Here is a 16,297-nt window from a genome sequence, read left to right on the forward strand (position 1 = left end):
TTAACTCAGAACTCTCTGGGTGGTTCGCCTTTGTATTCGGTTACAGTGATTTTGTCGGTTTGCTCGCTGGCGCCATCCACAATGTCCAGAATAAATTCCCAAGGTTCACTTTGGAGATTAGGTAGTGGGCCAGAACTGTTATATCGCGTGAATATTGACCCCAAACTCAACTTTATTAATCAATAATCCAATAACAATATCGTGCATCTTTTCGAGCTTTGAAAAACAAATTGTCTTTCTGGCCAACCGTTTAATCCAAGTCCGAAAATTAAGGTTTTTACGCTCTATCTTCTGAGTGTTTGCTTTACCAATAATATGCATGTTTTCATCAAGGTGTCGCTCATAGGCTCCCCAATCATCGGTGTAAAATTTATTAATACCAAATGGCTTCAGAAGTGTTTTGAGTTCTTTAAAAACTTCATCTTTCCGTTTTCCGAAAACATAAGCAAGCACGGTATTTGTAGCGTGATCAACAGCATACCAAAGCCAGCGTTGGTTCGATTTATCATGAACATACGACCACTGCTCATCTAGCTCAGCCTCTTGGCAGACAAGCCCTACATGAATAATTGCATCTGACTTGAGATCAATAGTTTGAATATTTGGGTTGACCTTTACCAGACCGCTTTCTTTTTTTTTAGAGTCTTTATTACTGTTGTCTTGCTTATTCCGAGTACTTTACTTGTATCCCTGATTCCGCTGCCATTTATTGCCATATCGATGATTTTTTCTTTAACGCCAGGCTCACAGGCCTTGTAGCGATATTCAAGCATGAAGGTTTTGATTTCACATTTGTCATTACAGCAATAGTATCGTGGAACATCATGAGTGCTGTATCCGAAAGGCCGAACTTGGTTACTGCCACATGTTGTACAGAGGACTTGCGTAAGGCACATTTTTAAACCGCATTTTTCAAAGTTGCCGAATGTCGTATTTTAGCAGACAGGGCTAGAATCACAGAACTGTGCCACTACCTGGAGATTATACAGAAGTCGGAGCTGTTCTCCTGGCAATATCTGAGCGTCTTTTAAGCTGACGGTATCGGCGCAATCAGTGAATTCTGATTTTAATTGAGGGTCTGCTACTTCGTAGTTGTCGCCATAACAGTCTTCATATAAAAAGCAGTAAAGGAACTGGTTGCTAAAGGAAAATGCTCCCAGAATCGCCATAGCCAGCTGATCCAGCGTGGCATTGGTCGGTACGATGAGTGTTCGTTGACATTTATAGGCATACATGGATGCTTTGATGATGTAGCTTTCATGGTGTGGCACAGCTGGTGGGTGCAGCATCTGATTGACGTCATCACGCCATTGTCGAACCACCTGAAGCATGCCGTCATCTTCGTACAGTATGTCTTCACAGCCAGAGGGTAGCATTAACCCCTGAACATCGATTGATTTCTCGAACGCATTCAACAGGCTGACGCCCAGAGGGGTAAATTGCAGATGTGCGATCTGAGTCGTGGACAGCCATTGGACGTCAGCCAGACCAAATAGTTTCAGCAGTGCGATATTGTAAGTGCCAAAGCTGGTCGGGAGTGCTTCAAGGCAGATGGATGAAGCGGGCTCTTCATTAAAAGCGGATTGCCTGAGAAAATTCACACCGGTGCATCCTAAAGGACGATGATCCCGACCGTGGAGTTCCTGACCAATAATTTCTGAACTGGCTCTGGTGAGCCATGCGTCCAGCAGACTGAAGTATTGTTCTGTAGGTGTGAGCTTTTGCCACTGTTCCAGCAGACTCTGGTTGATAATCAGTTGAAACTTGTTGTTTCCAGCTATGAAAATACGCCCAAGCCCTGAAGCCCGGACCAGTAAGTAAAGCCCTAAAATGGACGGGTAGTGAATCGTCAGAGGTCGATCAAGTTCAGGGCGACCCGGAACGGTCAGTTCTTCATTAAGGACGGAAGTCCATTTTTGAGTTGGCTGCCGTTTCCCTTTGCTCAGGGGAACTGGTTTTTCAATAACCCGATTCAGAAAGGTATTGAAGTCTTTCACAACGGAGCCCGGCTTGTCGCTTGAAAACTGTTGGTTTTTGATTGTTTTCAGAGCTTCTGGTGGGAGTTTAATGAGAGTCATCTTATTGCGCCTCTGCAGCTTTTAGAGGTTCAAACAGAACATTCAAATCTTCTGCGGTAATGGACTGCTTTTTCTTGCCATTGGTTTCTCCGTATAACGAGGCAGCAATGTTTTTCTTTTTCTCTTTAAGCTCCTGGATTTTTTCTTCCACGGTGCCTTCTGTGACCAGCTTGTAAACAAATACGGGCTTATCCTGACCAATCCGGTGTGAACGGTCACTGGCCTGATCTTCTACCGCAGGGTTCCACCAGGGGTCGTAATGGATCACTGTGTCGGCAGCGGTCAGGTTCAGGCCGGTGCCACCGGCTTTCAGGCTGATGAGGAACACGGGCACGTCACCTTCCTGAAAAGCTTTGATGGGGCGGTGACGGTCACGGGTTTGTCCGGTGAGTTTCACCCAGTCTATGTTGACTGCGTTTAGTCGCTCTTCTATCAGAGAGAGCATGCTGGTGAACTGGGAAAAGATCAGGATTTTCCGGCCTTCTTCAACAATCGGCTGGACCAGACTCATTAACAGGTCGAGCTTGGCCGATTCCGGCACTTCTTTGGCTTGTTCGAGTTTAACCAGTGAGGGGTCGCAACAGGCCTGTCGCATTTTCAGCAGGGCATCGAGAATGACAATCTGGGAGCGAGCCAGACCTTTCTTTTCGATTTCATCTTTAACGCGGGATTCCATGCTGGCACGAATGGTTTCATACAGGTCTCTTTGTTTACCATTCAACTCAGTGGTGCGGACGATTTCCGTTTTGGGTGGGAGTTCTTTGGCAACAAGGTCTTTGCTTCGGCGCAACATAAACGGTGCTACCCGCTTTTGCAGTTTCTTTGATTGTTGCTTGTTGTTGTGTTTTTCAATGGGGGTTCGGTAGAAGCGGGTAAACTGGTCTCTGGCTCCAAGGAAACCGGGCATCAGGAAGTCGTATAAAGACCACAATTCACCCAGATGGTTTTCCATAGGTGTGCCGGTGATGCAGAGCTTGTGGGCTGCATTCAGGGAGCGAACGGCCTGAGCGCTTTTTGCGTTAGGGTTTTTAACAGCCTGGGCTTCATCGAGTGCCAGCAGGTGAAAATTGGTTTTGCTGAGCGTTTCAAAATCACGCTGAATAACACCGTAGCTGGTGAGTACCAGATCCGCGTTGTTTATCTGGCTGCTGTCTCGTTGTGAGCCATGATGTATGTGAACGTTCAGCTCCGGTGTGAAACGCTGTGCTTCATTTTTCCAGTTATGCAGCAGGCTGGTCGGGCAAACCACCAGACTGGGCGGTAGTTTTTTGCCCAGTCGTTGTTTTTCCACTTGCAAATGAGACAAGGTTTGAAGGGTTTTACCCAGTCCCATGTCGTCTGCCAATATACCGTTCAGGCCGTATTCACGGAGGAATTGCAACCAGGATAAACCGTCTTGTTGGTAAGGGCGCAGCTCCGCTTGCAGTGCTTTGGGGGGAGCGACTTTTTTCATTCGCTTGAAACTTTTCAGTTTGCGAGCGAGTTCCAGCAGTTTATCGCCACCTGCCCAGGGTAAGCCCAGCTTGTCGTGTAATTCCTGCCAGATATCGGCGTGATGATTTTGCAGACGGTATTCGCCCTGTGGCCGGTCACCATAAAGTTCCAGCAACGTACCGGCAATCAGTTGTAAGCGTTCTGCCGGAAGGTTAATAAAACGTCCTCCGGGCAGTGCGACAGGCACCTGTTCGTCTTTCGGCATTTTACGAAGTTCGTCAGGCGTTGGGAGCTGGTGGATTTGTCGGGCGAGCAGGGGCAACAGATCAATGGGCTTTCCGTCAATGTTGATACCCAGTTTTAGAGTGAACCAGTCCATCTGGGATTCATCCAGCTCGGCGTACCAGTCATCATCAGAAATGGGTTCAAACTGGAATGGAAAGCTCTCTTCGGTTTCTACTATCCAGCCATCGTCTTCCAGTTCGGGCACGACATGGGTGATGAATTGTAGCCATTCTTGCTGGTAGCGGTCTTTGGCGCACTCAATGATCAGGTCGCCTTCTCTGAGCCCGTCTGGGTTCGGTGTGTCTGCGGGTACCAGATAGGGCATGAGTGCCTGAGTGTGCTGTATTTCCTGCTGTATTTGTCTTGGAATAATGACTTCATCGTTATCAGGCAGCGTGATGGAGTCCGATGGGTTCTCAAAAGCGATACGGTGTCCGTCATAACTGAATAACAAATTGGCGCGGGCGATTTCACCAGATGGTTTGATGGGGTGGCTGCTTAACATCAGAACGGGCTGCGGTTCGATAAATTGCGTCTGGATTTTTTTCGGCAGATGTATGGGCGTGGGTTGTGACCCTTTAGCACTCTTTTCAGAGCCCTTTTTGGAACTCTTTTTGGAACGATTCTTAGAGGTCGGTTGACTGCCAAAAAGACTGGAAATCGCACTTTGAGTTTCTTCTATGCCGTCGTTATCCAACGGCGGTGCTTGTAATAAGGTTTGTAATATTTCGCCGTCGGGCAAGTGTGTCAGTTCGCCGCACTCGGCAACCTCTTTATTGACTTTGAGGTAATAAGGCGGCGTTGTGGGTATGAGATTCAGCCGGTCGTTCTGTTGACTGAACAATGCAGGCTGCTGCAGACCTTGCTCGTCAACCAGCCAGCGCAGCTCTCCTGCTGTTGGGTTGCTTTGCTCAATGATCTGTTTTGAATGCTCATCAAAGGTACAACGTCCCGTAGCAATGATTTTCGTCAGAAGCTCAACACCGTGAGTTTCGCGAATTCTTATGCCATTGCCGTAGGGTGTCATATCGTTGTGAATGTAGGCCATTTTTATGATGTGCTGGTCTGCATCGTCTACACTGGCAGGCCAGTTGTAGGTTTGAATGGCAGATTGTGCGCCGTAAAATGAGTTTAATTTGCCCAAGCCGCCTTTTTTGAGGTAGCGAGACAGGTGCAGGGTGACGGATGTGTTGCCCATTCTGTCAAAGCGAAGCACGTAGACTAGACAGCCTGGTTGTTTTTTTACGCTGGTGGCTATTTTACTATTCTGGCTTTGGCTGGTGACTCGTTTAAGGTTTTTCAGCCACTGAGTTCTCTGTTTTTTTAGTTTTGCTTTTTCCGGATCAGACAGGCCAGTCATTGTCTGACTATTTTGCGAAGAATCTTGCCAACCTAAATCTTCAAGGGATATACCCAGAGTTTCCATTGAACTGATTATTTCTTTGAGTGTTTCAGCCTTTGGGGAGTCATCAAGGGTTAAGGCTTTCTTTAGATTGTCTAGCTGGTTCGATAGTTCATCTTCAAATTCCGAGAAACTTTCATAGGTGCCTTCAATGACGTCATCGTCATCTATACCAATCAGTGCATTGAGGGTATCTGTACCGTATTGTTTTTCAGCACTGAGTAAAACGGCACAAACGTGCTTGCAGTTATACCCAACAGGGCAGGAGCAATGGCCCTCTATAAGCTCTTCTTCCGGTGCATCTTGCCAGAAGGTGATATTTACGTTGTATCGGTGCGTGCCTGAGCCCAGAACCGCCCCTTTTAAAGAATGTTTTTTCTCATCAAGGCTTACCATTAAAACATGGCGGGACTGAAAGTATTTTTTCCCTCTGCCATAGGTTTTAGCGCCGAAGATGCGGTTGAAGTCGATGTTAAGTTCAGACATGCATTGCTTACATAGAATTTGAAAGAACTTATTTTAGCGACATTGTGTTTGTGTCGCTATCATTGTGTAGCAGGAACTACTTCTGCTGAATCAAATGGGCAGTAGGAAATTGCTACCGGTAAGACGGGTTACCGGTAGTGGTTTCAGATAGAAGAATGAGTGATTTCAAAGTTTGTGATGGGTAGCCTCGGTCTATTTGTGAAGATGTTTATCTGAATCGATTGCTCAAAAATGGTATAAAAACAAGGAAAACTTACTTTTACTTGGCAAAGCTACCAGAGACCAGATGAATGCTGAGATCGTTAACGTTAAACAATGTGGGGCCAGCGGAAGGGAATCAGCCTGTTCATTTCGCCCCACGGCTGAACTTGATTACTGGCGATAACGGCCTGGGTAAAAGCTTCCTGCTGGATATTGCCTGGTGGGCATTGACTCGTAAGTGGCCGCAGGAAGTAAACACTGCTTTAACTTCAGGCTATATGGCTCGGCCAGTCGATCCCCGGTTGCAAGCAGATATTAATATTGAGTTAAAAGGTAAAACGCGGTCTGTCAAAATCGAGGTGCCCTTTCGGCGGGAAGAGCAGAAATGGATTTTTCCTCGCTCCAAGCCTGTAATGGCAGGTCTGGTGCTTTATGCCTTGCCTAACGGTGGGTTTGCCGTCTGGGACCCTGCCCGGAATTATTCGGAGAGTCAAAGCGGGGCTATCCATGAGCGGCGGCCTGCGTATGTGTTTACGCCACAAGAGGTTTGGGATGGCTTGTGGGGAGATGATGGCAAGCCTTTATGTAATGGTTTAATCCATGATTGGGCGGGTTGGCAGAAAGAGAATGGCGATACCTTTAAACTGCTGCAGAATATTCTTGATTCATTGTCACCCTCCTCTCAGGAAAAAATCAGTGCAGGACGGCTGACGCGAGTTAGTCTGGATGACTCCAGAGATATTCCGACCTTGAACATGTCTTATGGTCAGGAAGTTCCGGTGATTCATGCATCTTCTGGTATGAAACGAATTATTGCTTTGGCTTATTTATTGGTCTGGGCGTGGAAGGAGCATCTGAGTGCTTGTGCTTTTTTGGGGCAAGAACCTACCAGACAAATTGTGTTTTTAATTGATGAAATTGAAGCGCATTTGCACCCTAAGTGGCAGCGCAGCATCATTGTTTCACTATTACAAGCCGTTAATCAATTAACCAGCAAACGTGTGAATGTTCAGTTAATTACGGCGACTCATTCTCCCTTGGTGATGGCATCGGTAGAACCTCAGTTTGATGTAAAGAAAGATGGCTGGCTGGATTTAGATTTTGAGCCTGAATCAAATGGCAAAGGTCGAGCGGTTATAACCCAGAGAGAATTTGTTCGACAGGGTAGTGCCAACAGTTTGGTAGCATTGTTTGAATAGACATTAGGCATCACCAGTACTTTATTGTTTTGAAGCAAAGAGGAGTAAGCGCATGTTATTAGAACCAAAGAGTGAAAACGAACAGCTAATATGCTCGTTCCCAACAGGTGCTTCAGGAAAGCCGCAAAGTTTTGCTGTGCAGATGAGCGGTTGTGAAAACCCTTTATGTCACTGTAAACAGATCCGGCTGGAGATGACTTCGCTCGGTCAGGGGCCTATTGATGATGTTGCCATCATGCTTGATCTGTCTGATCGAGCAGTGATACGGGAAGAGAGTGTGACGGATGGAGTTTATAATGCGTTTATAAATGATATGCGCTCAAGTGACTGGGAGCTTCTGAATCAACAACATTATGTGTTTAAAGCCCAATTGACGCTGAACACTGACCTGGATGCCCTTGAACCTTCTTTTCCAATCTACGAAGTAGAAGAAAATTCGATACTGATTGGCTACGAAGAGATTCTGCCATTTCAACCTTTTATTCAGTTTGAAATGGATGATGTCCGTTATTTTGTCATGGATTTGTATTGTGTGAATCGCAGTTGTCATTGCTCGAAGGTACACCTTTCGATTATTACGGATGACAATAAGTGGTGCGAAGAGGATGATTTTATGCTGGCCGTTGATTTAAAAACGGGCAAATATGAAACGGAGTCGCAGAAAGGTCGAGCTGAGCGTTTAAAAACCTCAATGGTTATGCAGAAAATTCTACAAGTCATCGACTTGAAAGAGCTCCGTCAACGCTATAGACGCATGAGAAAATGGTATAAGTCTCATTTTGACCGCATTCAGATTCAAGGACAATTAATTGAGTCCATGGGTGCTCAGCCCTCAAAGCTTGCTCTTGCGGCAGAACCTACCGGTCGTAATGATCCATGTCCTTGTGGGAGTGGGAAGAAGTATAAAAAGTGTTGCTTAAATTAAGATCTGATGTTACGCACCTTAAACGAAGGAATCAGGGCTACAGAGCAATGACCTCGTTCGGAAACCTTGATGATTCGTAGAGGGTGCGTAACTCCAGTTAAGATGATTGACAGAAATTGTTTAATGTTGATTTTCAGTCAGCCCGGTCAGATCTTAGTCGGTTGGCTCGTAAGGGTGTAGAGTATGACGAATGTGCGAGAAGGCTTGGTAAGTCGCCTCAGACAAGAGAAGCAGAGAGTGCTGGTTGATCTCAATGAAGTGAAAGCCGGGCGCGAGAACGCAATTGCATTAAATGATGAGATTAAGACGCCTGATGTCTTGATAGGTGATGGATACGATCCGCTTCATGCTGTCTATCTGTATGCACAGAATTTTTTGTCTGTGCTGGTTGAGCAGGCAACTGAATTTCCCGAATTGCAGCAGTGGGTGGATTTGTACGTTGATCTTGAAGAAAACTACATGCCTGTTGGGCCTCCAATGAGCCCTCTTAGCGGGAGTTATTTTTTCTGTTGGTCAAGCTTCGATCTCCCTTTCGGTGAGCACCGTGAAACCATCACGCAGTGCATGATAGAAATGGCTCGGGAGCTGGGTGTTCAGCCTGATCTTATCGAGACTCTCGAAGTGATGCAGAAGTCCAGAATGGGGTTTTATATTCATGAAGGCTCAGAAGGCGACTTCATCAGACTGAGGGAGTTAAAGACAAACCGCCAGCTCCTGTGCCACAGCAGTTCGGGTTATCTGGGGCGTGCTGGTGAAATATGGTACATACGGTTAATGCCACCTTTGGTGGATGGCTATGATTACCATATTGTGTTTACAACACCTTATGTCATACGCAATGTTTCCGAGTCTGGGCTTCTGGATCTTGTTGACAAGATGATTCCGAAAATGACCAGACGAGGATATCCTGCAGAGTATGATGCATTTATGAAGTGGGGTCCCATGCTCAAGTACTGGAACGAGTATCTTATGATGGGGTATAGCAATTTTGAGCATGATGTCGTTTATCTGACGGGGTACCCTGCAGCTGACCCCAAAGCAGAATATAACAGTGTGGAGGATATGAATTCCCGGCAATACCAGAGTAGGGATTCGATGGACTGGTTAAGCGGAGCAATGTCTGGAACATCTAAACCGGCAACCAAGAAAGTTGTTCAGCTTGCTGATAAAAAGAAAAAGCGAAAACAAGCGAAGCAGGCAAGAAAGAGAAGTAAAAGCAAATGACAGATGATTAGTGCACCATGGTTTTGTTTTGAGCGATTATCAGAAGAATTTTTTTGAGGTTCCCATCCCACCGCCATATTTTAAAGCCCTGGCGACATCTGTCGTTAGGGTTTTTCTGTTTTTGGATTAGAGTGACCAGCCGCTCTATTATTCAGTGCGTTTTAGTGGCTTTGTGAGCTGCTCCTATCTCCTGATACTCTCTTCCTATGCCTGTAATACCAATCGCAATAATTAGTTATTCTATTGCGTTGCCTTTTCAGCCGGTTATTCTGCGTTGGCATTCGTCGCCATAGCTACTATCCATAGGGCATAAAGGCTATGGCTCCTCAAGAAGCTAATTATTTTGATTGGTATAAGAATACATAGATGTATAAATGTCCATAAGGTTAGTTCTGTAGAAAAAATTCTATTATTCGGAGAGCTGAAAGTGATTTATTCAAAATGCTCCAGTTTGTCTGCAGCTATGGTGGTCCTCAGGTAGGTCAGGCTAATAGCTATTACCACATTGCCGAAAAGACTGATAGAAAGACAAAGCAATTTGGAAAGCTATTATGCCAAGGAGAATGACTCATACCGGGCAGGGAACGCATCAGACTTTAAAAAATATGTCGTATGAGAAAACGCTGGTTAGCTGGTTGATGATGGATGGCTGGCAGGTCTTTTTGCCGGTGCTGGATAATGGGCACTGCACCGATATCCTTATTTCTGATGGGCCACACTTCTATCGAATTCAGGTTAAAACCATAGAGAATAACAGCAGTCAGGTTGTGCATAATCAATGGCTGGATAAGAACGTTGATGTAGTCGTTTATTTCGCTAGAACATCAAACTGGGGTGTTATTGCACCCGCTTTTACAGAGAAAAAGCGCTCACTGGATCATCCGAAACATAGAAAGTTCATTCAGAGCCGAAAGGGTTTTTTAAGAGAGTTTCACCAGTTTTAATTAGAAAAAAGGGCAGTTGTTATAACTAACAACTGCCCTTTGGTGAAAGAGTGTTTCAGGCGGCCTGTGCAGGCTTAATGGCCTGCTTTTTCAGGCGGATCATATCATTAAGAATTTCACCGGCTTCTTTCACAAAGGCGTCGGCTTCTTTCTTCTGGTCTTTTTTGTCCTTCTTATTCAGGGCTGCCTGTTCAGCTTCTTCAAGCTCATCAAGATTGTTGAGCAACTCTTCTCCTTTGGCTTTTCTCAAACGGTTTTCGATAGCAAGGCGCTGGCTGCGCATGGACTGAACTTCCAGCCGACGTTTCTCTTCATTCAGTGAAACTTTTGTCTTGTTCTCATAGCGGGTGAGATAATCTTTCATTTCATTCAGGTAAACGAAATCCGGATTGTTTCGGGTGCGCTGTTGATGCTTTTTCTCCAGTTTAGGGAAGTATGCATTCAGATCGCCGTAGCGCTGGAATTTTACCGGATTGATGGTGTCCCAGGGCAAGGCGTCTGGCAGTTTGTTCTCGCCGATATCCCGCGCTTCATACAGTGATGGATAACTGATGTCCGGCAGTACACCCTGGTTCTGGGTGCTTTGACCCGATACCCGGTAGAATTTCGCCAGAGTCAGCTTCAGTTGCCCGTGGTTGAGTGGCTGAATGCTCTGTACGGTGCCTTTTCCGTAAGTCTGGCTGCCGATCACAATGCCGCGGCCATAATCCTGAATGGCTCCGGCAAAGATTTCTGACGCGGAAGCGCTGAGTCGATCCACCATGACGGCCATTGGTCCGTCGTATACTTGTCTGGGATCAGGATCTTCCTGCTTGTCCATTCTGCCACGGCTGTCACGCACTACCACCGTTGGACCCTTGCCAATAAACAAACCAGTCAGTTCGTTGGCTTCCTGTAACGAGCCACCACCGTTGGCACGCAGGTCGATAACCAGACCGTCGATGTTTTGCTTCTTCAGATCTTCAATCAGCTTGCGTACATCTCTGGTTGTGCTTTTGTAATTGGGGTCACCGGCCTGTGCTGCACGGAAGTCAATGTAAAAGGTTGGAATTTCAATCACACCGAGTTTGCGGGTGACGCCTTTGTCTTTGACTTCAATAATTTTGCTGCTGGCGTCCTGTTCTTCCAGTTTCACCTTATCGCGAACAATGTCGTAAATCCGGGTGGTCTGGCTCTGGCTGGCACCGGGAATGACTTCCAGACGTACCAGTGTTTTCTTTTTACCGCGAATCAGCTTCACAACGTCGTCCAGTCGCATGCCTACCACGTCTTCAAGCTGACCTTTGCCCTGAGCTACGCTGACGATTTTATCACCAGGTTTTAATTGCCCTGCCAGATCGGCCGGTCCGCCCGGTACTATGCTAACCACCTTGGTGTATTCGTCTTCTGACTGCAGAACAGCGCCAATGCCTTCTAGCGACAGGCTCATATTAATGTCAAAGTTTTCTGCGGTCTGGGGTGAAAAGTATTGGGTGTGTGGGTCGAAAATGCTGGTGAAAGCATTGATGTAAGTCTGGAATGCGTCTTCGCTTTTGCTCTGGTGCAGGCGGCGAAGCAGGTTGGTGTTGCGGCGCTTGAGCTGCTCGATCACTTCATCGTCGGTACGATTGCTGAGTTTGAGAGACAGAATGCTGTCTTTTAGCTGTTGATCCCACAGTTCACGCTGGGCTTTCTCATCGGTTAACCAGGGCGAGTCTTTGCGATCCACCACCAGTTCGGCATCGGTTTTCAGATTGATGCTGCCAATGCCTTTATCTACCCTTGTCAGAAGGTAACGTGCCCGGTCACCAGCGCGTTCACGGTAACGGTTAAACATTTCAAAAGCAGGCTTCAGGTCGCCGCTTTTAAGCGAACTGGCCAGTTTCTCGCGATAGCGTTGGAACTCATCAATGTCTTTTTGCAGAAAGAAACTGCGATTAGGATCGAGTCGATCAAGATAGCGTTGAAACACCTTGTCGGCGTTTTCCTGATCAACAGGTAGTTTGCGATAGTGATTTCTGGACAGAAGCTGTACGACATTCACACTGGCAATGGCCTGCTGCAGTGTCGGGGAAAGGTCTTCCAGTTCCCGTTCCAGATTCTGGTCAGCAGCAAAAACCGGGCTGGTGGCCAGACAGATGGCTGTGAACAGTGCAATGAAAACCGATGTGTATTTCCTTGCAAGTTGCAGGGTCGGTATCATGGATTATGAAGCTCCGTGTCGTATTGTCGGTATCAAACAGCTCCGGGCGCTGATTTCCTGAGATGCAAACAGCATAAATAACGCCTTGGCTATACACTTTGAATCAGTAAGCATTGGCAGATGGTTTGTCATCTTTGTCGTTCTCATCCGATAGCAGACTGCTCATCAATGACTGATTCATGGGACATAAGTCCTAATAATTTCATGTCGGCTAATCAGCGTAACCGCTGAGTGCTTAAAACATACAACAGCCCGAAAGACCTTGCAGGCAGATGACGAGTCCTTCTGCTTATTTTTCGACATTGACAGACTGAAGCACTAAGTAAACAGTCATAGACCGCTTACAGAAACAGAATACAGGTATGCCATAGGAGTGGGCAACTTGCTTTCGTAAGAACTTGGTAAGGAATGCAGGAAGGGTGCTTTAACGTGACAGGGAAAGACGTCTGCCTTCCCCTATCCAGCTGTAAATTCAGTTATACCCGCGAACAAAACAGGTAGAGTCATCCTGTCGCGCAGCGGGAATGCTCGACGAGGCTTTCAGCAGCGGTTTCAGCTTGTTGTACTGGTCTCCTTTGTCACCCTGAATCGTGGTGGACAGAGCGTTTTTAGGATGATGCTGAGCCGGGATTCTATGCTGGTATTTCATAATCAGTTCCGCTGTTTGCACTTTCGTTTGATTTACTGTGCATTTTCTAGGTTAACAGGCTCATCTGGCTTCGGAACTCTGGATTTGTACTTAATCTGCGACTGTTGATTATGTTCTGCAAGACAATGTAATTGGCGTGTTCGTTTTGTAACCGGATGCAATCCGGTGCCAGCTTGAAAGCAGCAACTGCACCGGGTTGTAACAAATCAGATTTGATCTTTCGCAAAAAAGCGTTGTAACACCTGATTCAACTGGAAGGCATCGCGGGTTCCGGCGGTCTCCCTGATGGAATGCATGCCAAAAGTGGGAAGACCTATATCCAGTGTCCGAATCCCCAGCTCTCCGGCAGTCAGAGGGCCAATGGTACTGCCACAGGCGAGATCGGTTCGGGTGACGAAGTACTGATAGTCGGCACCGGCTTCGCGACACAGCAAACCAAACAGGGCGCAGGTCTCATCGTTGGAAGCGTAACGCTGGTTGGCGTTAATTTTCAGAACGGCACCTTTGTTCAGCAGCGGTTGATGGTTGCCTTCATGACGGTCAGCGTAGTTAGGGTGAACACCATGGGCATTATCCGCCGAGATAATCATGGATCGGGCAATGGCCTGAGCCAGAGCTTCAGTGGAACCTGCTACCCGGTGCAGAATGGTTTTCAGCATAGGACCCTGAGCGCCGGTTGCAGACTGGCTGCCGCACTCTTCATGATCATTACACACCAGCACCATAGGAGCGGAGCTATTATCAAGTGCTTCAATCATGGCGGTCATGCCAACGTAGCAGCTGAGCAGATTATCCAGCGACTGACTGACAATAAACTCGTCTTTCAAACCAATGATGGCAGCGCCCTGTGTGTCGTAGAAACTCAGGTCATACTCCAGTACTTCCGTAACGTCAGTGACACCTTCTTCTGCTAACTGTTCTTTTAACAGGGCGCGGAAGTCGGCTTTTTCGTCTTTGCCCAGCTGGCACAGTATGGGTGGAATATCCGTCTGCGGATTAACACTGCGCTTTTTGTTGGCTTCCCGATCAAGGTGGATGGCCAGGCTGGGTATATAAGCGACGGCTTTACGGTAATTAATCAGGCTGGATTTCAGTTCACCGGCAGTATCAATATAAAAAACGCGTCCGGCTATGGACAGGTCGCGGTCAAACCATGGGTTTAACAACGCTCCGCCGTAAACTTCAACCGCCAGTTGCAGGTATTGGTGTTTGTGCAATTCAGGTTGAGGTTTGACTTTCAGACAGGGAAAATCGGTGTGCCCGCCCACCATACGAAAGCCTTGCTGGTGGTTGCCATTGGTAAAAGCAACAATGGATGAGTCGTTACGAGTCACATAATAACGACCATTGTCTTTCAGTTGCCAGGCTTGCGATTCGTTCAGTTGCACAAAGCCGTGCTGCTCCAGCTTGGCAACCATGTTTTTAACGGCGTGGTAAGGGGTGGGGGACTCCCGCAAGAACTCGACCAGATTCTGGTTAAAGTTCTGCTGGAGAGAGGGTGTTTGACTCATAGAGACTCCTGATATCAGCTGGTGTGCCAGCGAACTTGTTATTATTCATGAAAATATTACTGCTGTCTGCCTACGATGCCATGAGCCATCGTTATTGGCGCAAAGGACTGGTTGAAGCATTTCCTCAATTTAACTGGACAGTGTTAACACTGCCAGCCCGTTACTTCAGCTGGCGACTGCGTGGCAATAGTCTGAGTTGGGCATTTGGACAACGGGAGGTGCTGGAGCAGAGCTATGATTTGCTGATCTGTACGTCAATGACTGACCTGTCTGCCTTAAAAGGAATGGTGCCCGGCCTGGCGAAAGTACCAACGCTCTGTTACTACCATGAAAACCAGTTTGCCTATCCTCAGTCCGACGATCAGCAGGCTAATGTTGAACCGTTAATGTTGAATCTTTACACGGCGCTGGCAGCTGATCGGGTGTTGTTTAATACGACTTATAACCGGGATACTTTTTTTAAAGGTGCTGAACGGTTGCTGAAGAAACTGCCTGATCATGTGCCGTTATCGGTTATTGATCGATTGCGGCAGAGGTCTGCGGTTTTGCCTGTGCCTCTGCCAGATACAGTCTTCCCGCGCTGCGGCTCTCATCGTAAGGCTGTTAGCAAACCGGTGCGTATTGTCTGGGCTGCACGATGGGAGTATGACAAGGGTGGTGACCGGTTACTGGCGGTGCTGCAGGAACTTGAACGGCGTCAGCTGGATTTCAGGCTGTGTATTCTCGGGCAACGATTCAGAAATACGCCCATGGAATTCGATCTTATCGGGCAAGTGTTCAGTCACCGTCTTGATCAATTTGGTTACGCCAGTAGCAGGGAAGACTATCTGCATTGGCTGCGTCAGTCGGATATCGTTCTTTCGACGGCTATTCATGAATTTCAGGGTGTTTCCATTCTTGAAGCCGTAACCAGCGGTTGTGTTCCGGTGCTGCCCGATCGGGAAGTGTATCCGGAACTGTTTGATTCGCAGTATATCTATCCGGACTGCGGCGATGATGTGTTGGCTGAGGCCGTTGCAGCTGCTGATGTGATTGAACGACACATGCAGCTGATTGGCAGTGAAAGCGCTCAGCCGCCCAGTGTTGATCACTATCGCTGGTCAAATCTCAGACACGATTATTTGGAGCAAATGCTTCAGGTTGTGAACAGCTTCTAAAGCAGAAAGTACTCTTTAATGCCTGCCAGTACATTGGCAACGGCGACAGAGGTCAGAATCAAGCCCATGACCCGGCTGATGATGCTGGCACCGCTGTCGCCTATAAATCGATGGACCTTACTGGCTCCGAGCATCAGCAACAAGGTAATAAACAACACCGATATCATAATTGCGGTGGTTTGTGCCTGTTCCAGCACGCTGTAGTGGTGGTTTTCTGTGAGCAGAACCGCGGCCAGCATGGCTCCCGGACTGGCGATGGACGGCACTGCCAGAGGGAAGATGGCTTTTTCTGTGGCAGAGGTTGCCATTTTGACTTCTTCTTCCGGCTTGCTTTCACCAAAGATCATGGACAGGGCAAAAATAAACAGGACAATCCCGCCAGCAATCTGAAAAGCCGAAAGAGGGATGTTAATGATTTTCAGAATGACTTCACCCGCCATTACAAAAAAGATCAGAATCGATCCGGAAGCCAGTGCTGCTCTTACAGCAATTTTTCTTTTCAGCGATTCGTCATACCGACTGGTGACCGCTATAAAAACCGGTACAGTACCAATGGGGTCAATGACAGCAAAAAAGAAAATAAAGGTGGCTAAAAGATCGATCATGAATACCTCTTACGG

Annotated in this window: 12 protein-coding genes; 5 read left to right on the plus strand and 7 right to left on the minus strand. The window is 47.1% G+C overall.

The features are described 5' to 3' along the window. Positions 1-138 precede the first annotated feature (138 nt). The 3 genes from EZMO1_RS28055 to EZMO1_RS08515 all read right to left on the minus strand — a co-directional run bounded on the left by EZMO1_RS28055 (position 139) and on the right by EZMO1_RS08515 (position 5,685). Positions 139-896, minus strand: a protein-coding gene (locus tag EZMO1_RS28055; RefSeq protein WP_420809906.1) for an IS1 family transposase whose coding sequence is annotated in 2 segments (ribosomal slippage) — positions 139-629 and positions 629-896 — 759 coding nt in all. Because the reading frame shifts where the segments join, the coding sequence is not laid out codon by codon here. Between the two features lie 39 nt (positions 897-935). After that, complete coding sequence (locus EZMO1_RS08510) at positions 936-2,078, minus strand: plasmid pRiA4b ORF-3 family protein (RefSeq protein ID WP_034874180.1); 1,143 nt, start codon at positions 2,076-2,078, stop codon at positions 936-938. Between the two features lies 1 nt (position 2,079). Continuing rightward, a complete protein-coding gene (locus EZMO1_RS08515) occupies positions 2,080-5,685 on the minus strand; it encodes a DEAD/DEAH box helicase (RefSeq protein ID WP_051789628.1) in 3,606 nt (1,201 codons plus the stop codon). A 290-nt stretch (positions 5,686-5,975) separates the two neighbouring features. On the opposite strand from EZMO1_RS08515, the gene EZMO1_RS08520 reads away from it, so the two are divergent. The 4 genes from EZMO1_RS08520 (at position 5,976) to EZMO1_RS08535 (ending at position 10,178) form a co-directional block, all read left to right on the plus strand. Next, positions 5,976-7,085, plus strand: a complete 1,110-nt coding sequence (locus EZMO1_RS08520; RefSeq protein WP_051789626.1) for an AAA family ATPase — start codon at positions 5,976-5,978, stop codon at positions 7,083-7,085. 52 nt (positions 7,086-7,137) lie between these two features. Next, positions 7,138-8,010 carry an SEC-C metal-binding domain-containing protein gene (locus EZMO1_RS08525; RefSeq protein WP_086936401.1) on the plus strand — a complete coding sequence of 291 codons (873 nt, stop codon included), beginning with the start codon at positions 7,138-7,140 and terminating at the stop codon, positions 8,008-8,010. 237 nt (positions 8,011-8,247) lie between these two features. Further along, entirely contained in the window at positions 8,248-9,234 is a 987-nt protein-coding gene (locus EZMO1_RS08530) for a hypothetical protein (protein WP_145912536.1), read from the plus strand. A gap of 605 nt (positions 9,235-9,839) precedes the next feature. Further along, positions 9,840-10,178, plus strand: coding sequence for a hypothetical protein (locus EZMO1_RS08535; RefSeq protein WP_244886734.1), 339 nt, complete (start codon positions 9,840-9,842; stop codon positions 10,176-10,178). A 55-nt stretch (positions 10,179-10,233) separates the two neighbouring features. Here the strand turns inward: EZMO1_RS08535 and EZMO1_RS08540 are convergent, their stop codons facing one another. The 3 genes from EZMO1_RS08540 to EZMO1_RS08545 form a co-directional block, all read right to left on the minus strand. After that, the gene (locus tag EZMO1_RS08540; RefSeq protein ID WP_034874176.1) at positions 10,234-12,360 is read right to left on the minus strand and encodes a carboxy terminal-processing peptidase; all 2,127 of its coding nucleotides are present in this window, start codon (positions 12,358-12,360) and stop codon (positions 10,234-10,236) included. A gap of 472 nt (positions 12,361-12,832) precedes the next feature. Next, on the minus strand, positions 12,833-13,009 hold the full coding sequence (locus EZMO1_RS26650; protein WP_160174028.1) for a hypothetical protein: 177 nt from the start codon (positions 13,007-13,009) through the stop codon (positions 12,833-12,835). Between the two features lie 206 nt (positions 13,010-13,215). After that, positions 13,216-14,520, minus strand: a complete 1,305-nt coding sequence (locus EZMO1_RS08545; RefSeq protein ID WP_034874175.1) for a M18 family aminopeptidase — start codon at positions 14,518-14,520, stop codon at positions 13,216-13,218. A gap of 47 nt (positions 14,521-14,567) precedes the next feature. Here EZMO1_RS08545 and EZMO1_RS08550 point away from each other — a divergent pair, with 47 nt between their 5' ends. Next, on the plus strand, positions 14,568-15,677 hold the full coding sequence (locus tag EZMO1_RS08550; protein ID WP_034874174.1) for a tRNA-queuosine alpha-mannosyltransferase domain-containing protein: 1,110 nt from the start codon (positions 14,568-14,570) through the stop codon (positions 15,675-15,677). Here EZMO1_RS08550 and EZMO1_RS08555 read toward each other — a convergent pair. After that, positions 15,674-16,282 carry a MarC family protein gene (locus EZMO1_RS08555; RefSeq protein WP_034874173.1) on the minus strand — a complete coding sequence of 203 codons (609 nt, stop codon included), beginning with the start codon at positions 16,280-16,282 and terminating at the stop codon, positions 15,674-15,676. The genes EZMO1_RS08550 and EZMO1_RS08555 overlap by 4 nt on opposite strands. Positions 16,283-16,297 lie beyond the last annotated feature (15 nt).

Source organism: Endozoicomonas montiporae CL-33, from assembly GCF_001583435.1.
Lineage (GTDB): Bacteria > Pseudomonadota > Gammaproteobacteria > Pseudomonadales > Endozoicomonadaceae > Endozoicomonas_A > Endozoicomonas_A montiporae.